The sequence below is a fragment of the Gemmiger sp. genome (genome assembly GCF_057431175.1).
In genome coordinates this window covers 47,095-67,871 of record NZ_DBMDDV010000013.1, presented here as the reverse complement: position 1 = coordinate 67,871, position 20,777 = coordinate 47,095, and the positions used below count along the sequence as shown (strand labels likewise).

Annotated in this window: 21 protein-coding genes; 18 read left to right on the top strand and 3 right to left on the bottom strand. The window is 55.8% G+C overall.

Annotated elements, in window-relative coordinates:
• Nucleotides 1–55 precede the first annotated feature (55 nt).
• The 10 genes from ACZO0A_RS06640 (at nt 56) to ACZO0A_RS06595 (ending at nt 9,436) form a co-directional block, all read left to right on the top strand.
• Complete coding sequence (locus tag ACZO0A_RS06640; RefSeq protein ID WP_302375851.1) at nt 56–490, top strand: class I SAM-dependent methyltransferase; 435 nt, start codon at nt 56–58, stop codon at nt 488–490.
• An 11-nt stretch (nt 491–501) separates the two neighbouring features.
• Nucleotides 502–993, top strand: coding sequence for a hypothetical protein (locus ACZO0A_RS06635; RefSeq protein ID WP_486846170.1), 492 nt, complete (start codon nt 502–504; stop codon nt 991–993).
• A 10-nt stretch (nt 994–1,003) separates the two neighbouring features.
• Nucleotides 1,004–1,846 (top strand): class I SAM-dependent methyltransferase, encoded by an 843-nt coding sequence (locus ACZO0A_RS06630; RefSeq protein WP_486846169.1) that lies wholly within the window; start codon nt 1,004–1,006, stop codon nt 1,844–1,846.
• Entirely contained in the window at nt 1,843–2,769 is a 927-nt protein-coding gene (locus tag ACZO0A_RS06625; protein ID WP_486846168.1) for a ketopantoate reductase family protein, read from the top strand. The genes ACZO0A_RS06630 and ACZO0A_RS06625 overlap by 4 nt, the downstream gene beginning before the upstream one ends.
• Complete coding sequence (locus ACZO0A_RS06620; protein WP_486846167.1) at nt 2,766–3,398, top strand: L-2-amino-thiazoline-4-carboxylic acid hydrolase; 633 nt, start codon at nt 2,766–2,768, stop codon at nt 3,396–3,398. The genes ACZO0A_RS06625 and ACZO0A_RS06620 overlap by 4 nt, the downstream gene beginning before the upstream one ends.
• A gap of 35 nt (nt 3,399–3,433) precedes the next feature.
• The gene (locus tag ACZO0A_RS06615) at nt 3,434–3,574 is read left to right on the top strand and encodes a hypothetical protein (protein ID WP_215690824.1); all 141 of its coding nucleotides are present in this window, start codon (nt 3,434–3,436) and stop codon (nt 3,572–3,574) included.
• 113 nt (nt 3,575–3,687) lie between these two features.
• Entirely contained in the window at nt 3,688–6,387 is a 2,700-nt protein-coding gene (locus ACZO0A_RS06610; protein WP_302376014.1) for an MGH1-like glycoside hydrolase domain-containing protein, read from the top strand.
• A 544-nt stretch (nt 6,388–6,931) separates the two neighbouring features.
• A complete protein-coding gene (locus ACZO0A_RS06605) occupies nt 6,932–7,063 on the top strand; it encodes a hypothetical protein (RefSeq protein WP_291230686.1) in 132 nt (43 codons plus the stop codon).
• Between the two features lie 39 nt (nt 7,064–7,102).
• Nucleotides 7,103–8,680: a recombinase family protein gene (locus ACZO0A_RS06600; RefSeq protein WP_486846166.1), complete on the top strand. Its 1,578-nt coding sequence runs from the start codon at nt 7,103–7,105 to the stop codon at nt 8,678–8,680.
• Between the two features lie 387 nt (nt 8,681–9,067).
• Nucleotides 9,068–9,436 (top strand): BlaI/MecI/CopY family transcriptional regulator, encoded by a 369-nt coding sequence (locus ACZO0A_RS06595; protein ID WP_215690836.1) that lies wholly within the window; start codon nt 9,068–9,070, stop codon nt 9,434–9,436.
• 66 nt (nt 9,437–9,502) lie between these two features.
• Here the strand turns inward: ACZO0A_RS06595 and ACZO0A_RS06590 are convergent, their stop codons facing one another.
• A complete protein-coding gene (locus ACZO0A_RS06590) occupies nt 9,503–10,666 on the bottom strand; it encodes an aminotransferase class I/II-fold pyridoxal phosphate-dependent enzyme (RefSeq protein WP_418538122.1) in 1,164 nt (387 codons plus the stop codon).
• 214 nt (nt 10,667–10,880) lie between these two features.
• Here ACZO0A_RS06590 and ACZO0A_RS06585 point away from each other — a divergent pair, with 214 nt between their 5' ends.
• The 8 genes from ACZO0A_RS06585 (at nt 10,881) to ACZO0A_RS06550 (ending at nt 17,916) form a co-directional block, all read left to right on the top strand.
• Nucleotides 10,881–11,375 (top strand): hypothetical protein, encoded by a 495-nt coding sequence (locus tag ACZO0A_RS06585; protein WP_291209418.1) that lies wholly within the window; start codon nt 10,881–10,883, stop codon nt 11,373–11,375.
• 103 nt (nt 11,376–11,478) lie between these two features.
• Nucleotides 11,479–12,609, top strand: a complete 1,131-nt coding sequence (gene rffA / locus ACZO0A_RS06580; RefSeq protein ID WP_294780428.1) for a dTDP-4-amino-4,6-dideoxygalactose transaminase — start codon at nt 11,479–11,481, stop codon at nt 12,607–12,609.
• Complete coding sequence (locus ACZO0A_RS06575) at nt 12,599–14,089, top strand: hypothetical protein (RefSeq protein ID WP_486846165.1); 1,491 nt, start codon at nt 12,599–12,601, stop codon at nt 14,087–14,089. Before rffA ends, ACZO0A_RS06575 begins: the two co-directional genes overlap by 11 nt.
• Nucleotides 14,090–14,204: 115 nt before the next feature.
• Nucleotides 14,205–14,744, top strand: coding sequence for a GNAT family N-acetyltransferase (locus ACZO0A_RS06570; protein WP_215690853.1), 540 nt, complete (start codon nt 14,205–14,207; stop codon nt 14,742–14,744).
• Nucleotides 14,741–16,258: a hypothetical protein gene (locus tag ACZO0A_RS06565; RefSeq protein WP_302376012.1), complete on the top strand. Its 1,518-nt coding sequence runs from the start codon at nt 14,741–14,743 to the stop codon at nt 16,256–16,258. Before ACZO0A_RS06570 ends, ACZO0A_RS06565 begins: the two co-directional genes overlap by 4 nt.
• 16 nt (nt 16,259–16,274) lie before the next feature.
• Nucleotides 16,275–17,216 carry a glycosyltransferase family 2 protein gene (locus tag ACZO0A_RS06560; protein WP_302376011.1) on the top strand — a complete coding sequence of 314 codons (942 nt, stop codon included), beginning with the start codon at nt 16,275–16,277 and terminating at the stop codon, nt 17,214–17,216.
• The gene (locus ACZO0A_RS06555) at nt 17,213–17,572 is read left to right on the top strand and encodes a DMT family transporter (protein ID WP_302376010.1); all 360 of its coding nucleotides are present in this window, start codon (nt 17,213–17,215) and stop codon (nt 17,570–17,572) included. Before ACZO0A_RS06560 ends, ACZO0A_RS06555 begins: the two co-directional genes overlap by 4 nt.
• Nucleotides 17,569–17,916, top strand: a complete 348-nt coding sequence (locus tag ACZO0A_RS06550) for an EamA family transporter (protein WP_215690864.1) — start codon at nt 17,569–17,571, stop codon at nt 17,914–17,916. The genes ACZO0A_RS06555 and ACZO0A_RS06550 overlap by 4 nt, the downstream gene beginning before the upstream one ends.
• Nucleotides 17,917–18,073: 157 nt before the next feature.
• Here the strand turns inward: ACZO0A_RS06550 and ACZO0A_RS06545 are convergent, their stop codons facing one another.
• On the bottom strand, nt 18,074–18,736 hold the full coding sequence (locus tag ACZO0A_RS06545) for a phosphatase PAP2 family protein (protein ID WP_252261387.1): 663 nt from the start codon (nt 18,734–18,736) through the stop codon (nt 18,074–18,076).
• 242 nt (nt 18,737–18,978) lie between these two features.
• Nucleotides 18,979–20,625, bottom strand: coding sequence for a CTP synthase (pyrG, locus tag ACZO0A_RS06540; protein WP_302149728.1), 1,647 nt, complete (start codon nt 20,623–20,625; stop codon nt 18,979–18,981).
• Nucleotides 20,626–20,777: the final 152 nt, after the last annotated feature.

Here is a 20,777-nt window from a genome sequence, read left to right as displayed (position 1 = left end):
ACCATCTACAAAGATATTGAATTAAAGGCGTATCTGGAGCAGGCAGGCTTTCACGATGTGCAGATACACAAAAAGAAAAGTTGGCTCTGCATCACGGCGCGGAAATGAGGAGATCAAGGCAGAGCGCTTGCACTTGAAAAATGTGACCTTCCGGCAGGGCGATGTGGGTGCGCTTCCCTATGAAGATGGTACCTTTGACATCGTTTTGTCGCTGAACGGCTTTCACGCTTTCCCGGACAAGGAGGCCACTTATCGGGGGCTTTTCCGGGTCTTGAGACCCGGCGGGACATTCTGCGGATGCTTTTATGTGATGGGCGAGCACAAGCGGACGGACTGGTTCGTCCGGCACATTTATGAAAAGACAGGATTTTTCACGCCGCCCTACGAAACGACCGTCAGTTTGAAAAAACGGCTGGAAAAACGGTACGCAGCCGTAACACTGGGAACCGTGAAGAGCATGGCATGGTTCGTCTGCCGGAAAGCAGAATGAGGAGAACAGGGATGGTTTTGCAAACGATTCTGGAGGGCCTTGGACTGGGGGCGCTGCTGGCGCTTGTCTGCGCTGTGGGCATCTGCAAAGGGGCTGTTGGGATGGTGCATCTTTACAGCCCGGCGGTGCAGCAGCGGTGCGTGACGCTGGGACTTACAACACACGAGAAAATCAAGCGCAATTCTCTACTTTTCAAAGCCGTCTGCGTTCCCGGCTCTATTGGCTATGTGCTGGTTTGTGTCTATGGGATAAACGGTGCGCACGGCTTTGCGGCGGGCTTCTGGCAGCTGCTCGTCATCTTGTCCGTTATGAATCTCATTGACCGCTTTTTGATCGATGGCTACTGGGTGGGGCACACGAACGCATGGACGATTCCCGGAACAGAAGATTTGAAACCCTACATCACCGCAAAAGACAAGCAGAAAAAGTGGCTTTTTGGTACGGTAGGCATGGCGGTCATAGCGGCGGTGCTGGCCGCAATTATGATGGTTTTTATTCACTAAGGAGGAACCCATGAAATACAAAATTGAGAAAAACACCGTGCAGGAAACGCTGATTCTTCCGCTGTATTCCCGGAAGCTGTGCACAGAGCTGTATCCGAACCTTTACCGGGACGAAACAGCGGTGCGTCTGATGGATGAAATCGACTATGACTTTTCGGAGGCAGAGAAAAATTCCCGCAGCCTGATGCAGCGTTTCGGTGCGCTGGAGGTCGCCATGCGGCAGAATGACCTTGCGTGGGAGGTACGGAATTATCTGAAAACCCATCCCAGCGCAGCGGTGGTCAACCTCGGCTGCGGGCTGGATAACACCGGTAGAGCCTGCGACAACGGCAGCTGTAAAATCTACAATCTGGACTTCCCCGATGTGATCGCCTTGCGGCAGAAGCTTCTGCCTGCCGGGGAGCGGGAGCAAAACATCCCCTGCGACCTGAAAGACCCCGCATGGTTTGACAAGATCGATGCCTCCGGCGGGGCGGTGTTCTTTGCCTCCGGGGTGTTCTATTACTTCCTGACGGAGCAGGTCAGGGCGCTGGTGCAGGGGATGGCGGATGCTTTCCCCGGTGGGGTGCTGGTCTTTGATGCTGCCAATCGGACGGCGGTGAAGATGATTGCCAAAACGTGGCTCAGGACGGCAAAAATCAAGGATGTGGGGGCGTATTTCGCGGTTTCGGATGCTCCCAAGGAGATTGGCGAGTGGGACAGCCGTTTGCAAGTATCCAGCAAGGGCTATATGCTGGGGTACAACGATTTGAAAGACCCTTCCGTCAGCGGCTTTTTCCGGTTTCTCGCCAAGGGCGGGGACAACGGGATGAAAATGCAGATCGTAAAGATCGGATTTGGAGGCAAGCTATGAAAATTCTGGTATATGGTGCAGGCGTTCTGGGGTGCAATCTGGCAAGAAATCTGCTGCGCGCCGGAAAGGATGTCACTCTGCTTGCGCGGGGAAACTGGGCTGCGGAGATCAAGCAGAACGGCCTGCGGATCAAGGACAAATTTTCGCTCCGCACCTCGGTCAGCCGCATTCCGGTGGTGACTGAACTTGCACCGGATGCAATGTACGATGTGATCTTTGTGGTCCTGCGCTATACACAACTGGATTCCGTTCTGGACACGCTGCGGGCGAACCGGACGAAGAACATCGTTTTTGTGGGAAACAATGTGCAGGCGAGGGCACTGGCGGCGGCGCTGCCGGGGAAGAACGTCCTGTTTGCCTTTGCGCTTTCTGCGGGGCATCGGGAGGCTGCCCGGGTGGTCTCCATCGACCTGAAAAAGATCACCATCGGACAGCTGTCGGGTGCATCCTCCAATAAACAGCTGATTGGGCGCATCTTCCACGGCACAAAATATAAGGTTGTTTACGAGCCGAACATGGAAGACTATCTGCTCTGCCATGCCGCGTTCGTGATGCCGGCGGCCTTCGCCTGCTATAAGACAGACGGCGACCTGAAAAAGCTCAGGGGAGATACCGCGTACCTGAACCGTGTGCTGGACGCCAACATCGAGGGATACCGCGCCATCAGAAATGCTGGGCACGCCATTCTGCCCAAAGAGGATGCGGACTTTGAAGGGGAGAAATACCGCAAGACCTGTCTGCGCTTTTTCAAGTTGATGTGCGCCACCTCGCTGGGCAAGCTCTGCGCCTCCGACCACGCCATGAACGCCATCGATGAAATGAGTGCGCTGAACAGGGATCTCAAGAAATTTTTCGATGCGAACGGCGCAGCCTACCCGGTGTGGCAGGCACTGGAAGCGGAAGCCGGGAGGTATCTGCAATGAAATACATGGGTATGCCCATGGGGATGTGGGCGCTGTTTGTCGGCTCCTTTCAAAAGCAGCTGACCACTGTGCTGGGCTATGATGCAGCTACCGCAAAAGCCATCACGAAAAAGGCAAAGCCGCAATACCGGCAGATCATCCGCAGGCTGCCGGAGTTTGAAAAAGCGGACCGCTTCAAGATGAACATCGTCAACTGCGCAATGCTCGGCGCGTTCATCCTCTCCATGCCGCAGCGCCCGGAGGTGGACAGGCTAACGGATTACTACGCAAGATCCATGATGACAAAGCCCATGCAGTGGTTCTGCTGCAAAAGCGGAAAAAGCAAGTTCACCGCAAAGGATATTGCCGCTATGAAAGCCACTGCCGCCCTGCAAGCCGCCGACCGCAACCCCTATTCGTGGAACATGGAGTTTTACGAATACCCGGATGGCAGCGGCTACGAGGGACGCTTTACCAAATGCGGCATCTGTGTGCTGATGAAGGAGCTGGGACTGTACGACCTGACCCCCGCTTTGTGCCATCTGGACTACACCATGAGCGAAGCGGGCGGTGTGACAAATTTTGTGCGGCAGTATACCCTTGCCTCCGGCGGACCCTACTGCGACTGCGGGTACAAAAAGAAGGGGTAACTGACTCCTTGACCCCGGAGTTGTTTTTTGTTACTATGATACTGTACAACGGCATGCCCATTGCTGGCTGGATTATCTCCGTAATCGCCATGAAGTTCTACCCGCTTACTGGCAAAAAGATGATTGAGATTGAAGATCAAATCGCTAAACTGCAACTGAAGCAGACAAAAGAATAAAACGTTGGATAAAATCGGCGCACGTATAACGATATTTAGCCAAGTTATGGCGTTATGCTATGCGCCGGTTTCTTCTCCGTCAGCCAAGCCGCCCAAGAAAGGAATGTGGATATATGGATATTGAGAAGCAAAAACAGATGCCGGTATGGGGACCGTATTCCAAGAAATACATGGGGCTCTCACGTGTGATGAAGGAGAGCGCGATTCCCGGTGCCAGATTTGACCTGGTGATATATCCCACCTATGCCAATAGCTCAGTGCCAGCGCCCAATGTTACGGTGCCGTCCAATTATCATCCCTGGCAGGCGGACCCGGAGGGGCGATATTTCCAATATCGGTATGAGCTGATTTGGAAGGATCAGTTGTATGCGGATGTGGAATTTTTTGAACAGGATGAGGAGACCTGGGGCGTCCGGGTGGAGTATCACAACCACACGGACCGACCGCAAAATTGCCTGCTCAATCTACTTTCAGCCATTGAATACCCACAGATAACTGTCAACACCCCTGTGCTGCCCGAAAAGCATGATTACTGGAAGGCCATCGACTACCAGAACCTGCAATTTGCCAGAAAGAGACCGTGGGACCGACTCAATCCGGATGGATTGAAAAAAGGGGAAGTACAACAGAAAGACTTTGTGGACGGTGTGGGCGTGGGGGAAACCTTCTATGCATTCATGGCTGCCCACCTGAAGCTGAAGGCTTTTGGCGGTGATTCTGATGACACAATCTCATTTCAGCGGGAGATTAAGAATCAGTACCGGAATGGAGTACTGTGTGTGCGTTACCAGACGGTGAATGAGTCCGAGAATGTGGTATTTGCCACTGCATACGGAGACATTACTTTTGAAAAAACAAGCACAACCAGAATAGCCTTCCTGGAATTGGGGCAGCTGGAGCCAGGCGTGTTTCAGTTGGATCTGGTATCCAAAGGTACCAACGGAAATGGAGTGAAGCTGGACTTTTTCTGTATTGTGGAGCGGGAGGATATCCACGAAATAACCGTGACGCAGACAAAGCGAAATGTCATTCCGGATATAGAAGAAACTGGACACACTACAAAATACCGCTATCATTATCACGAGAAAGAGATTGGCCTGACTATTTTCAATCCCCGCGTACGCAAGAGAACCTTGCATTCCGGCTGCATTGAGGATGCCTTGGTTACAAGAATGAGTAACTCCGACCACACCTATGACGACTTGACCCGAAGCTTCTCCAACTCGTTTCAGCAGAAGCACTCGGATGATGGCTTTTATCACATCAATGTGGTGGAGGCGATCTTCCTTGCGCCTAACACTTCAAAGACAGAGTATTTATATGTCAGCAGCACTGGTGCTCAGTATACTCAGGAACAGCTGGAGAAAAAGCGGCTGCTTTATGTGGAACAGCAGCAAAAATGCTGCAACCGGGCGGGAGAGCCCTTTGCCTTTGCTGTTCGGCTGATGAAATCGGCCATATTCTCAAATGTGGTCTACCCCATTTGCAGGCACGGTTGTCAGATTATCCACTACACCCCGGGAAAGCGGTGGGACAGTCTCTATACATGGGATTCCGGAATGATCGGGATTGGTATGCTGGAGTATTCCACGCAAAAAGCGGAATATGTGCTGGATACCTACTTGTCAGAAAAAGACAACCAGGATTTTGCCTTTTTGTTCCACGGATCTATGGTGCCCACACAATTTTATCTGTTCTACGAACTGCTACAGAAGCTGCCGCCAGAGGGCAAAGCCCGGCTCAAGCAGTACTATCCCATGCTCCGGAGGTATTATCAGTTTTTCGCTGGGAAAAGCGAGGGGTCTACAACCGCCCGGTATAAGAGCGGCCTGCTTACTGTGTACGATTACTTCTACAACGCCAGCGGCATGGACGACTATCCGGCCCAGGTGGAACTGCATAAGCAGAAGTTGGAGCATTCTGTGGCTCCCCTTTGCAGCAGCGTGCATCTGGTGCGCATCGCAAAATTCATGAAGGCTATTGCGGAGTATTTTGGGTACGAGCAGGATGTCCAGCAATATGCCGATGACGCAAAGCAGGTGGGAGATGCCATTGTCAACCATGCCTGGGACGAGGAAAGCGGATATTTCGGCTATGTGGTACATGACGGAAATCTCTACGCTGCAGGTATTCTGAGAACGGAAACGGGAGAAAACTATAACAAGGGTGTAGACGGCGTTACCCCGCTGATTGCGGGGGTCACAACCCCGGAGCAGACCCAGCGGCTACTTGCACACCTGACAAGTCAGCAAGAGCTGTTTACCCCGGTAGGTATATCTACTGTGGACCAGAGTGCTGGATATTACTATGACAATGGATACTGGAACGGAAGTGTGTGGCTTCCGTATCAGTATTTCCTTTGGAAATCCATGCTGGATTTGGGATATGGGGAATTTGCAGAGAAAATTGCCAAAACAGCCTTGCACGCCTGGAGCCAAGAGACGGATTTCAGCTATAACACCTTTGAACTGATCCAAATCGAAAGTGAGCGTGGAGGATGGTTCCATCAGTTCAGTGGCTTATCCTCTCCACTTGTGGTGTGGTATCATTCGTACTATAAGCCGGGTAACGTAACGGTTGGGTTTGACACCTGGTTAGAGGAGTGGCACTTTTCTAACGATTATTCCAGCGCTAGAATTCGGTATAAAACCAGTCGAGTGGGAGGCTTACTTCTAGCCGTGATGAATGAGGAATATTCGGACTACTCCGTTACTATTGATGGAGAGCCAGCGCAATTTGCGCAGCGAATCCCAGGCACACTAGAGATTCAGTTGCTTCATTGTCAGGGAGAAGTGATAGTTCAAGCTAAATAAACATAGTATGCTGGAACTTCTGAAATATAGGTAATGACAAACTTGGTCACAATCTATAAAACAGTCATTGATATTAGCCTCTCAAGAAACCCGGCTATACGTCAAGTATGAGCCGGGTTTCTGGCGTAGTGTGCCAGGCATGGGCAACAACTAAGTGGTGAGAGACCACTACGCGCTTGGCAGTAGGAAGTGATATTGACAATATCATGTGGCGGTTACATGGGAGGAAAGTTCTTGTTCCTACTCGGGGAGGTTTTGCAGACGGAGAGTAGGGAGATCCGAAAGCCGCAGTAACAACGAGCTGCAAGAAGCCAGTCGAGGCCATAGTCAACGTCACTTAGTTAAATAGGCAATCCCTCTACACCAACACAGAACTTGGTATAGAGGAATTTTTTTCTAAACACTGTAAGCGCTCAACCACAACCGTCAGACAAAAATAAAGCTGGAGCCAAAATCGGCTCCAGCAAACTTCAATCAATTTCACAACATGGACAGGCAAGAAAATTTGCCCCTTTACATACGATGAACAAAGGAGGTAGAACGTATGAAACAAACCTTGCCTGTTGTGCACTGCATATATACCGAAGCCGAAAAGAGCCTCGCTGAGTTGCTGGAGGAGTCTTTTCGGCTTTATCTTGTCCGCATCCTTGCGACATCTGAGAAACCCGTTGTATAATGTTTGCGATGAGTGGTCGCTTATTTCAAGGAGGAAACTATGTACTTAGAAATAAGCAACCCTATGGATTACCATGTCGCATTGTACATCCGTTTATCAAAGGAGGATGAGACCGAAGGACCATCCCAAAGTGTAACCAACCAGAAATCCCTGCTCAATGAATTTGTTCAGCAGCATCGCCTTTCCGTTTACGATACCTATGTCGATGATGGTTGGAGCGGTACCAGTTTTGACCGCCCTGACTTTCAGCGCATGATTGAGGATATCGAAGCCAAGAAGGTCAACATGGTTATCACCAAAGACCTATCCCGTCTGGGCCGTGACTATATCATGACCGGTCATTATATGGAGAGATACTTCCCCGAAAAGAGAGTGCGCTACATTTCGTTGTTGGACGGTATTGACACCGGTGTAGAATCCACCGCCAATGACATTACCCCGTTCCGTGCCATTATGAACGATATGTATGCCAAAGACATTTCCAAGAAGATCAAATCCGTCAAGCGGGATAAACAGCGGAAAGGTCAGTTCATTGGCGGCAAGCCCATGTATGGCTATAAGATGCATCCGACGGAGAAAAACGAAATTGTCATCGACGAGGAAGTGGCTCCTGTGGTGCGCAGAATCTTCGCCATGGCATTGGATGGTATGAGCTGCCGAAAGATTGCGACGACTCTCAACGAAGAAGGTGTTCCGACGCCTGCAACTTACTGTGGCTGGAATATGGGACGCAAAGGTCCTTATGCCGGACTTTGGTCCAGCGAACGCATTTCTGAAATGCTGCAGAACGAAACCTACCTGGGCAATATGGTTCAAGGACGAACGGTGAAAATCAGCTACAAGTCCAAGAAATGTCTGAAACAAGATCGGGAAAACTGGGTTGTAGTTGAAAACACCCACGAGCCGCTGATTGACAAAGAAACCTTTCAGAAGGTGCGGATGCTGGTCAACAGCCGCAGGCACACCCGAAGCAGAACCTATGACTTCTTATTAAAAGGCTTGATTTTCTGCCATGAGTGCGGTTATCCAATGGCGGTGCTAAATCGTCCGCCGGTATCCGGTGAAGATCGACTGTTTTTCGTGTGTCGAACCTACCAGCGTTTCACCAAAGCAGGTGTCTGTTCCTGCCACTCCATCAAAGAGCAGGTCGTTACCGAAGCAGTTCTGGCTAAAGTCAGAGAAGTCTGTGAAGCCTATCTTGATCCAAATAAGCTTCAGCCAATTGCTGCCGATGCAGTAGAGAAAGCCTGCAAGGCGGAAAACCATGAAGCAGAAATCCAGTCCATTCAGAATAAGATCGACAGTCTGACTGCCAACCTGGATAAGATGTATATGGATCGGCTGACCGGACTTCTTGCCGAAGCGGATTTCGAGCGCATCTATCAGCGAGTGAAGATGGACAGAACTTCTCTGGAAGAGAAGCTGAAAGAGCTGGAATCACAAAAAGAAAGCCCGGTCAGCACAGAAGACCGAGCAAGAGAGCTGGTGCAGCAGTTTTTGGATTCTGCCTACACCAGCCGGGAGCTTCTGGTCAGCCTCATCGAGCGCGTGGAACTGACCGAAGACAAACAAATCATCATCAAATTCCGCTTCCGTGAGTTGGAAGCGATTTCTTAGGGCCAATCGTTTACAATAGGCGCGGCGGAATGTTTCCCGCATTGAAAAACATGCCTTAAAGCACTTGCAGGAGCAGTGGAAGGCAGGGTGCTGAACCACTTAACCAGTAGAGTTGAATTGGAGCGGCTTACAGCAAAAAACGGAAATGCGGCAAAAGTGTGGCATGGTGCGGCGCGGTTTGCCACGCATATGCCACAGTACGCGAAACGTCGAATCTAGGCCCAAAAACTGGAAATCTACAAAAATACAGAGGAAATGTGTTAGGCTTGTTAAAATGTTACAATATAACATAAACTTTTTTGAAGAAATTTCCCAAAAACCATTGACATTTATCTCACGAACCTATACTATTAAAGCGTAGATATTTGTTGAGAGAGGTATAGAAACGTGCATCTGACAAAAAGCGAACAACAGATTATGGAAATTTTCTGGCAGGCTGACCACGCCATGGCCCAGACGGAAGTTGTCTCCACCTGTGTTGACCGCAAGTGGAAGGAACGCTCCATTTTTTCCATGCTGAACAGCCTGATGGAAAAGGGTGTTCTGCGTGAAGTGGGCTTTGTGCGCAGTGGCAAAACGTATGCTCGTACCTTTGAACCGGCTATGACCCATGCAGAGTATTTGGCGTCTGTTGTGGCGGAGCAGCTGCCCGCAAAGCAGCTGCCTGAGCTGCTGGCTGCCCTGATGCAGAAGGTCGAAACGACCCCGGCCATCCAGAAGGAAATGCGTGCAGCCTTGCGGGATAATGCACAGTAATTTCTGATTTGTTCAAAACGAAAAAACACCGTCGACTCGGCTTGGGTCGACGGTGCTTTTGTTTATTTACAGGATTCCGCTTTCCTTGATAGCGTTCACAGCCTCGCCAATCTTTTCCACCGGCATGGTCAGGGCAAAACGCACGTAGCCTTCGCCGCTGGGACCAAAGCTGGAACCCGGCGTGCAGATAACGCCAGCCTTATCGATGAGGGCCAGGCAGAACTCCATGCTCGTCTTGTACCCTGCGGGCACCGGCGCCCAGACAAACATACTGCCGTGGCTGTTGGGCACATCCCAGCCGATGCTGCGCAGACCGCCGCACAGGGCGTCGCGGCGGCGCTGGTACTCGCCGCACTGGCGCTGCACGCCGTCCAGCGGGCCGGTCAAGGCTGCGACGGCAACTTTCTGGATGGGCAGGAACATACCAAAATCGATTTGGGTGCGCAGTTTTTTACAGGCGGCAATCACATCGGGGCGCCCGACCAGGAACGAAATGCGCGCGCCGGTCACGTTGAAGCTCTTGCTCAGGGAGAAGAACTCCACCGCGCATTCCTCGGCCCCCGGCGTGTTGAAGATGCTGCCGCCGTGGGCACCGTCAAAGATGATATCGCTGTATGCGTTGTCATGCACGAGCAAAATGTCGTACTTACGGCAGAAAGCGACGATCTCGGCGTAGAGCTCCGGCGTGCCGACGCTGCCCACCGGGTTGGCGGGCAGGCTGACCAGCATGAACTTTGCCTTGTGGGCAACATCCTCGGGGATGGCGGAGACGTCGGGCAAAAAGTGGTTTTCCTTCGTCAGTTTATAGTACCACGGCTCGGCACCGCCCAGGCGGGAGCCGGTCATAAAGACAGGGTAGCAGGGGTCGGGCAGCAAAACCAAATCGCCGTCATTGCACAGCGCCAGGCCCAGATGGCCGATGCCGTCCTGGCTGCCGGAAAAGCTCATGACCTTGTCCGGCGTGATGGTGTCCACGTTGAAACGGCGCTGGTAGTAACCGCAGACGGCGTTCAGCATCTCGGGAATATCCCGCAGGCTGTACTTCCAGTTTTCGTTGTCCTGCGCGGCGTCGATGAGCGCCTGCTTCAGGTGGTCGGCGGGGGCAAAATCCGGCGTGCCGACGCTTAAATTGTACAGGTGACGCCCTTCGGCTTCCAGCGCGACCTTTTTATCGTTGAGCGCAGCAAAAATCTCCGGGCCGAACAGTTCCAGACGATGGGAAAACTCCATTCCAAAAACCTCACTTCTCTATGTAGATTTATACACGATTCGCACGTTTCCGTGTATAAACATTCTCATTATACGCCCCGCCGACAAACCTTGCAAGGGATTTATAAAAGCGGTATAATAAATTTGTTATTGCATCCGTGCAGGGACCGTACCTATGCGGCCCCTGCAAAGCGGCGCAGATAAAAGCGTATAATAAACCGTCAGGAGTTCCACCATGGATAAACGCAACAAAACCGCATTGGCTTACCTGCTTATCGGGGTGGCGGCGGCGGGGCGGGCCTTGCTCGCCGTGCCGGAGGCCGCCGCCATTCAGGAAGTCTCCCTCACTGTGCTGGCGCTGGTCGGCTACCTGCTGCTGGCGGGCGAGGCCAAACTGCCCATCGTGTTCGGTGCGGCGGGGCTGGTGCTGGAATTGATTTTAAGCGGCGCACAGAGCGGCGGCGCGTGGGTCTGGCTGGAACCGGCGCTGCGTGCGGTGGACCTGTGGCTGTTCTGGGGCGCGGCGCTGGTGCTGCTGCGGCTGTGCGGCAAGGCGGCCAGCAAAATGCCGCTTGTCGCCGCTGTGCCGCTGGCCGTCTACACCGTGGCGCATTTTCTGCCGCCCGCTGCCACCGTCGCTGCCGTGGCCTTTGTGGCGTTCAGTGTCGTCATGCTTTGGTTCGCCGCCAGCATGATCCGCGCCTACAACGACGCCCGCGTAAAAAAATAAGGCGATTTTCCGCAAATCCGTTCCGCGATAAAGTGACAAATACCGCAAACTGTGTTATACTAAACACGATTATAAAAATTCAGACGGAAAGAAGGCTTTACTCATGATCCCTTTTAACGTGCCCCCCTGCGTGGGCGATGAACTCGAATATGTCAAACAGGCGATCGACTCGCACAAGATCTGCGGCGACGGCGCTTTCACCAAACAGTGCAATGCCTGGCTGGAAGAGCGTTTCCACGCCCAGAAGGTGCTGCTGACCACCAGTGGCACCACTGCGCTGGACATGGCCATGCTGCTGTGCGACATCCAGCCCGGCGACGAGGTCATTCTGCCCAGCTTCACCTTCTCCAGCACCGCTACTTCCGCCGTGCTGGCCGGGGCCAAGCTCGTCTTTGTGGACGTGCGCCCCGACACGATGAACATTGACGAGAAGAAAATCGAGCAGGCCATCACCGACAAGACCAAGGTTATCGTGGCCGTCCACTACGCCGGTGTTGCCTGCGAGATGGACACCATCATGGACATTGCCCGCCGCCATAACCTCAAGGTCGTCGAGGATGCGGCCCAGGGCGTTATGAGCAGCTACAAGGGCAAGGCGCTGGGCACCATCGGTGATTTCGGCTGCTACTCCTTCCACGAGACGAAAAACTACTCGATGGGCGAGGGCGGTGCGCTGGTCATCAACAATCCTGACTACAACGAGCGCGCGGAGATCCTGCGCGAAAAAGGCACCAACCGCGCCAAGTTCTTCCGCGGCCAGGTGGACAAGTACACCTGGGTCGATTTTGGCGACAGCTACCTGCCCAGCGAGTTGAATGCGGCCTACCTGTGGCCGCAGCTGCTCCATGCAGATGAGATCAACGACAACCGTATGGCGACCTGGAACGCCTACTATGCGGCCTTCAAGCCGCTGGCCGACGCGGGCAAGGTCGAGCTGCCCACCATCCCCGAGGGCTGCGTCCACAACGCGCATATGTTCTACCTCAAGTGCAAGAATCTTGAGGAGCGCACCGCGTTCATCCGCCATTTGAAGGCCAATGACATCCTGGCAGTGTTCCATTATATCCCGCTGCACTCCGCCCCGGCGGGCGAGAAGTTCGGCCGTTTCGACGGCGAGGACGTCTACACCACCGCCGAGAGTGAGCGCCTGGTCCGCCTGCCGATGTACTACGGCCTGACCGACGCCGACCGCGAGAAGGTCATTGCGAAAGTTTTGGAGTTCTATGCACAGTAAACGCCTGCCCGGCTGGGCGCAGGCGGCCTGCACGGCGGCTGCGGCGCTGGTATTTCTGCTGGTGTACGAGTGGGCCGTCTACAAAGTGCCGGTCACGCAGATTTTCCTGCCCACCAGCTCTTGGAGCGACGAGGTCATTTACAGCAAGCAGCTGGCCGCCGCTGTGCGGTACGGCGCACCGCAGGGATACTTCGGCTTCAACGAGTCCCACGCCGAAGTGGGCACCTACGCGGCCTGGGGCCCGGCGGTGTTCTTCGTCTACGCGCTGCCCGGGCTGCTGCTGCGCGGGCAAAATGCGTTCCTCTGGTGCAACCTGCTGTTCGTCGCGGCAGGTTGGACGTTTTTCGCCTTGGCCGCGCGGCTGAGCTGGAAACGCCAGGTCGTGTTTGCGCTGGCGTTGGCGGCCATGAACACACCGATCCGGTATGTGTTCTCCGCCATGCAGGAACCGCTGCACTATGCGCTGGTGCTGGCCGTGTTGGGGTGCGGCATCCTGGCCCGGCGGGACCGGAACCGCGCCGCCTGGGGCGTACTCTGCGCCCTGTGTGCTGTGGCGACCCTTGTGCGCCCTTATGAGGCCGTGCTCTGGCTCTACCCGTTGGCGCTGGCCTGGCGCGACCGCCGCCGCGTCGCGGTTTGCGTTGTGGGCGGGGCTGTGTCGCTGGGCGGCACGCTGGTGTTGATGTCCAAATTTTATGCGCCCTATTTCTTCACAAACGTCGATATGGGCGCTTTGCAGGAGGCCGCCCACGGCCACCTGTTAGAAGCGGCCAAGGATATGGCCCGCAAGCTCATCGGTGCAATGCAGACGGTTTTTGCCGCAATGGCGTCGGATTTTGCAAACCGCACCGGTGGGTATTACCTGTTGCTGTTCGCGCTGCTGGCCGTCGTAGTTGTCTGCCTGGCTGTGGATGCCCGGCGCGGGCGGCCCATCTTCTGGAAGGGCTGCGCCGCTGCCACGGCGGTCATCGTTTTTCTGGCGCTGATGCTGATGTATCGCCCCGGCGAGGGCTCGCGCCACACGCTGGTGCTGGACGTGCTGCTGCTGGCAAGCCTGCTGGTGGAAGATGCCCGCCCGACGGGCGGCACGGCGCTGGCTGCGGCCGCGCTGGCGCTGCTGGGTGTGGTGAACCTGGCCGACGGCTACACGATGCCCCATTACAGCGCCGAGTGGGACGCCGAGGTCCAGCAGGTGGAAACCGTGCTGACCCATTACCGCGCCGACAGCGACGCCCCCTGGGACAACACGGTGGCCTACGCCTTCGGCGACCCGGTACACTGCGGCCTGCTCTACGGCGTGCCCGACGGCATGGGCATCCAGTTTGACGAGGCCGCCTACCTGACCGACCCGAACCACGAAATTTATTCCCGCTATGTGATGACTGCCGCCGACACCCCCACCGCCGCCCGATTGGACGCCGAAGGGTGGCAGGCGATTTATCAGAGTGAGAAGTGCATGATTTATATGCGCACCATGTAGGGGCCGGGCATGCCCGGCCCTCACGTGTAAGGCAGACGGCCGTTTTCCACCGCGCTGCGGGCCGCAGATGTGCGGCCCCTACATGGCAGCAGAATGTAAAAATAGGTGAGACTTTATGAACACACCCCAACTTCCCATCCTGGACGGCGCGGCGGTGACGCTGCGGCCCATCACGGATGCCGATACCGATTTGATCGTCAAGTGGCGCAACACGCCGTCTGTGGTGCAGAACTTCATCTTCCGCCAGACCTTCACGCCGGAAATGCACCGCAGTTGGCTGGCAACGAAGGTTGCCACCGGCCAGGTCGTGCAGTATATCATTGTGGATAAGGCCGACGGCAAGCCGGTCGGCTCGGTCTATTACCGCGATATCGACCCCCACAACCGCAGCGCCGAGTACGGCATCTTCATCGGCGAGGAGAGTGCCCGCGGCAAGGGTCTGGGCACCGAGACGGCCCGCCTGTTCACCGATTTCGGCTTTGCGGGGCTGCATCTGCACCGTATCAGTCTGCGCGTGCTGGCCGAAAACACCGCCGCCCGCCGCAGCTATGAAAAGGCCGGTTTTGTGCAGGAAGGCATCTTCCGCGATATGGAGCTGCTGGACGGCCAATACCGGGACGTTGTGTTTATGGCCCGCCTGGCGGAGAAGGAATGATGAAAGCAAAACCGATGCAAAAAGTCAAAACGTTTCTCGAAAAGACCCCCAATGCGCTGCTCTGCGTGTTGGGGGCAGTCGTGTTCCTTGCGGGATTTTACTTCCTGACCAGCCGCACCCCGCTGAACAAAATCTGGCTGCCCACCACGATGAACAACGACGAAGTGCTTTATAATCGCCAGGTCGTCAGCGTCATCACCCACGGCGGCCCGCAGGGGTACTTTGGCTACCAGGAGGGCACGGCGGACATTGGCCGCTATGGCACCTGGGGGCCGCTGCTCATCTGGGCCTACGCGCTGCCGGGCTTTCTGTTCGGCAGCAGCGTCAACGTGGTGCTGTGGTGCAACCTGCTGTTTATCACGCTGGGCATTGCGGCGTTTGCCCGCAGTGCTAAGCTGAACTGGTGGCAGTGCATTGTGCTCTGCGCCGGTTTGTTTGCCATTGCCATGCCCATCCGCTCCTGCATCAGCGGCGCGTCGGAGGCCATGCACTATATGCTGGCGTTTCTCATCGTGGGCAGTGCTGCGGCGCTGCACCGCACCGATAAGACCGGCTGGCTCGCCGTCTGCGCAGCGGCCTGCGCGGTGGAAACAATCTTCCGCCCCTACGCGCTGCTGTTCTGGGTGTTCCCGCTGACGGCGGTGTGGCAGAACAAACGGCGCCGCAGCGCCTGCTTTGTCACGGCAGCGGCGGGGTTCGGCGTCTCGCTCTTTGCGATGGCTAAGCTGGCCGCGCCCTATTTCAGTGACGGCGGCATGGATTTTGACGGCGTGCAGTTGCTGCTGCAGGGCCACCCCATCGCGGCGATTCGCTATGAGTGGATCCGCGCAACGGCCCTGTTGGGCAACGCCTGGCTCTACGATATCTGGCCCACCATCAAGGGCGGCAAAACTTACATCGGCGGCGGCTGCGTCACCTTCCTGGTGGTCGTGCTGGCGGCGGTGGGCTGCCTGCTTTGGGATAAGCGCAAGGGCCGCCCGGTGGTGCTGAAAGCCTGTGCCTTGTTTTGCAGCGCCGCCATTGCGCTGGTGCTGCTGACGATGTATAACATCGACCCGCGCCACATGATGCTGCTTGCTATTCTGCTGCTGGGGGCTATTGTTGTGGAGGACGCCGCCCCTGCGGTGGTCTGGCTGCCGATTCTGGTCGTCCTGCTGCTGCCCATGAACTTTGAGCGTGGCAGCCAGCCGGAAATGAATGAGGTCATGGCCGCCCAGATGACTGTGGTCGAGGACGCCCTGGCTGCCGATGTGCAGGCCGCCGGTGCCGATCCCTGGGACAACACGCTGGCCTACACCTACGACGACGGCGTGTTCCACGGCTACCTCTACGCCGTGCCGGACGGCATGGGCATTGAATTTGACAAAAACAGCTACCTGTGGGATGCCGAAAACCCGATCTATTCCCGCTATGTCATGTGCGGCCACGGCACCCGCGTGGAGGAACGCCTGCTGGCCGAAAACTGGCAGGAGCTTGTCTCCACCGAGGATCTGGTCGTTTATAAGCGCAGTTGAGAGGATGTACACAGCTATGCAGAAAATTTCTTATGTGATTCCCTGCTACCGCTCCCAGCATACGGTGGGCGGCGTGGTGGCGGAAATTGCCACCACAATGCAGACGATGCCCCAGTATGACTACGAGGTCATCCTCGTCAATGACTGCTCGCCTGATAATACCATTGGCACCATCCGCAGCCTGGTGGCGGCGGACCCCCATGTGCTGGGCGTGGATCTGGCGAAAAACTTCGGCCAGCATGCCGCGTTGATGGCGGGCTTCCACAAGTGCAGCGGTGATATCGTCGTCTGCCTGGACGACGACGGCCAGACCCCTGCCGACGAGGTGGGCAAGCTGCTGGAAAAAATTGACGCGGGCTACGACGTCGTCTACGCCAGCTATGACAGCAAACGCCAGGCGGGCTGGCGCAACTTTGGCAGCTGGGTCAACAGCAAAATGACCGAGATCATGCTGGGCAAGCCGCCGGAGCTGGTGGTCAACAGCTACTTTGCCGCCCGCCGTTTTGTGGTGGACGAGATGCTGCGCTATGAGCACTGCTACCCCTATGTCATCGGGCTGGTGCTGCGCTCCACCAAGCATATCTGCAACGTGCCGGTACACCACCGCGCCCGCGAGGAAGGCCGCAGCGGTTATACCTTAAGCAAACTGCTGAATCTCTGGATGAACGGCTTTACGTCGTTTTCCGTCAAGCCGCTGCGCATTGCCACCTACTTTGGCACACTGTTTGCGGCGGCAGGCTTTTTGTATCTGATCTATATTATCGTCAGCCACTTCACCAGCACAGGCGCACCCATCGGCTGGGCGTCCACCACGGCGCTGCTGCTGCTGCTGGGCGGCATGATTCTGGTCGTGCTGGGCATCATGGGTGAGTACGTCGGCCGCATCTATATGTGTGCCAACGCCGCCCCCCAGTACGTCGAGCGCGAGGTCATCCGGCATGAGGGGGACAACGCATGAAGCAGGCAAAGTGGTTCTTGCTGCTGCATATTATTTTGGGTATCTATGCGGGCAGCAGCGTGTGCAGCAAGCTGGCCGTGCAGCAGCCGTTTTTGAGCGCGGCGTTCATCGTGCTGTACGGCCTGATGCTGCTGGCGCTGGTCGCCTATGCGGTGGGCTGGCAGCAGGTCATCAAGCATCTGCCGCTGACGACCGCCTACGCCAACAAGGCCGTCACCGTCGTGTGGGGGATCCTGCTGGGCCTGGCCGTCTTTGGCGAGGCCGTCACGCCGCGGCAGGTCATCGGCGCGGTCATTATTATCTGCGGCATCGTGCTGTTTGTGCGTGCCGATAACGAAGGGGAGGGCGGCCAATGAACCAGGCACAGCTGCCCTACGTGCTGCTGTATCTGTGCAGCACGTTTTTATCCTCGGTCTCACAGGTGCTTTTGAAAAAGGCCGCCCTGCGGGAGCACAAGTCCGTCCTGGCTGAGTACACCGACTGGCGTGTGATTCTGGGTTACGGCCTGTTTGTGGGCTGCACGCTGCTGACGATGCTGGCCTACAAGGGTGTGCCGCTGAACGTCGGCCCGGTGCTGGAAGCGACCGGGTATATCTACGTCACGATCTTCGGTGTGACGATCTTCCATGAGAAGATGAACCCCAAGAAAATCATTGCGCTGGCGATGATCCTTGTGGGAATATTGGTGTATGCGCTGTAAATAAAAAGGCCCCCTTGTTAAAGGGGGCTGTCCGCGTGAGCGGACTGGGGGATTGCTGCGACCTTGCGGGAGTGTGCACGCTTGCCGTGCCGCCGCAGGAATCCCTCCACCTCGCTTACGCTCGGCACCTCCCTTTAACAAGGGAGGCTTTTGTTTTTTATAACCTCTCCGGCAGACGCCTGTGCCCGACGTCCTCGCTCTGCAAGACCGTGGCACCATAGTCCAGCGCCAAGGCCAGCAGCAGGCCGAACACCACGTCAATAACGCTGTGCTGTTTGAGCAGCATCGTGGAAAGCGTGATGGACATACACAGCACCATGGCGGCGGGGCGCATCCAGCGGCGGCGCGGGGCGTCAAAAACCGCACTGCGGTAGTAGGCCAGCATCAGCGTGACCGAGTTGAAGACATGGATGGACGGACAGACGTTCATCGGCGTGTCGCTGCGGTAGATCATCCGCACCAGCTGCGCGAAAATGTCGTTGCCCGGCACAAAATGCGGGCGCAGCGCCAGGCCGTTGGGCACGATGACGTAGAACAAAAGCGCCATCGTCATGCCGGTGAAGAGCGGCACGCACAGCCGCCAGAAATCCTCCCGCGGGGCCTTGTACAGCAGGTAGAACAGCGTGAACGGAATCCACGGGAACCACAAAAGATACGGTACAATGGCATATTTGCAGAAAGGAATCACATCGTCCAACCGGCAGTGGACCCACAGGTCCGGCGTCAGGACGGTGTGTTCCAGCAGCGAGAAAAACGTTAAGTAAAACAAAGCATAGAGCGCCATGAACCAGACCGGATGGCGCGAACACCAGTTACGCATAGATTTACACCCTTTCGATGATGTACCATTATACGCCGCCAGGGGCGCATAAAACAAGCGAAAATCCGCACAAGAAATATGCGGTTTTTTGACAGGATATTGGCGGTTTTTTCGTGTGAGCCTGCTCTATATAACAGTACGAATCGAAGGCAGGGGATATTGCGGGGAAAATGTGAAAGAGTTGTAAATTGATGGGCAGCAAAAAGCCTTCCCCCTCGGGGGAAGGCTCTATTATTACAATTTTATTCCCCCAGCGACATGGGATGGTCGGTTGGGGTGTGCTCGCTCTGGTACTTCAGCGCGGCGGCGATGAAGCCCTTGAACAGCGGGTGGGCGCGGTTCGGGCGGCTCTTGAACTCGGGGTGGAACTGGGCACCCAGGTGGAAGTCACGGCCCGGAATCTCGACAGCCTCGACCAGGCGGCCGTCCGGGCTGGTGCCTGCAATGACCAGGCCCTTTTCCTCAAACTCGGCGCGGAACTCGTTGTTGAACTCATAGCGGTGGCGATGGCGCTCGTCGATGTTCAGCGTGCCGTAGCACTCGGCCATCCTGGTGCCCGGGGTGATGGTGCAGGGGTACTTGCCCAGGCGCATCGTGCCGCCCTTCGTCTCGACACCCTGCTGATCCGGCATCAGGTCAATGACGTTATGATGGCCCTCGGGCGTAAACTCGCTGGAATTGGCGTCGGCGTAGCCCAGCACATTGCGGGCGTACTCCATGACCATGATCTGCATACCCAGGCAGATGCCAAAGTAGGGAACATGGTTCTCCCGCGCGTACTGGGCAGCCTGGATCATGCCCTCAATGCCGCGGTCGCCGAAGCCGCCCGGTACGATGATACCGTCGGCGTCGCTCAGTTCCTCGGCGCAGCAGTTCTGATCTACCAGGTGCTCACTGTCCACCCACTTGATGTTGACCTTGCTCTCATTCTCAAAGCCCGCATGGTACAGGCTCTCCATGACGCTCAGGTAGGCGTCGTGCAGCTTGACATACTTGCCCACCAGCGCGATGGTGCAGGTTTTGCTGCGGGTCGCAATGCGGCTGATAAGCTCTTTCCACTCGGTCAGGTCGGTGGGCGGGGTCTGCAGGTGCAGCTGACGTGCCACTACGTTGGTCAGGCCGGCGGTTTCCAGCATCAGGGGGCACTCGTACAGGCTCGGCATCGTCAGGTTCTCAATGACGCAGTCGGGGCGCACGTTGCAGAACATACTGATCTTGCGCTTGATGTCGTTGCCCACAGGGCCGTCGGCGCGCAGGACGATGATGTTCGGCGCGATGCCCATGCCCTGCAGCTCCTTGCAGGAATGCTGTGCCGGTTTGGATTTGTACTCGTCGGAGCCGGAAATGTAGGGTACCAGCACGACATGGATGTAGCAGCAGTTCTCGGGGCCCTGCTCCAGGCCGACCTGGCGGATGGCCTCCAGGAAGGGCTGGCTCTCGATATCGCCGGTGGTACCGCCGATCTCGGTGATAACGACATCGGCCTCGGTGCTCTTGGCCAGGTTATAAATGTAGCTCTTGATCTCGTTGGTGATGTGGGGGATGATCTGCACGGTCTGGCCCAGGTAGGCGCCCTGCCGCTCCTTGTTCAGGACGTTCCAGTAGACTTTGCCGGTGGTCAGGTTGGAGTATTTGTTCAGGTTTTCATCGATAAAACGCTCATAATGGCCCAAGTCCAGGTCGGTCTCGGTGCCGTCGTCCGTCACGAACACCTCGCCGTGCTGCAAGGGGCTCATCGTGCCGGGGTCCACATTGATGTAGGGATCCAGCTTCTGGCTGGCCACCTTCAGCCCGCGGGTCTTGAGCAGACGGCCCAGGCTGGCCGCTGTGATGCCCTTGCCTAAGCCCGACACAACGCCGCCGGTCACAAAAATATACTTCGTTGCCATAATTCACCCTCCATGTTCGGGGGCACACAAAAGCACCCGCCATACCACAAAAACTATCCTTCCTATTATACATCCGAAAAAATAGTTTTTGCAATATGGCGGGCACATTTTCTTAATCTAATTTGAAAAAAGCGGGTTTTACTTTAGATTCT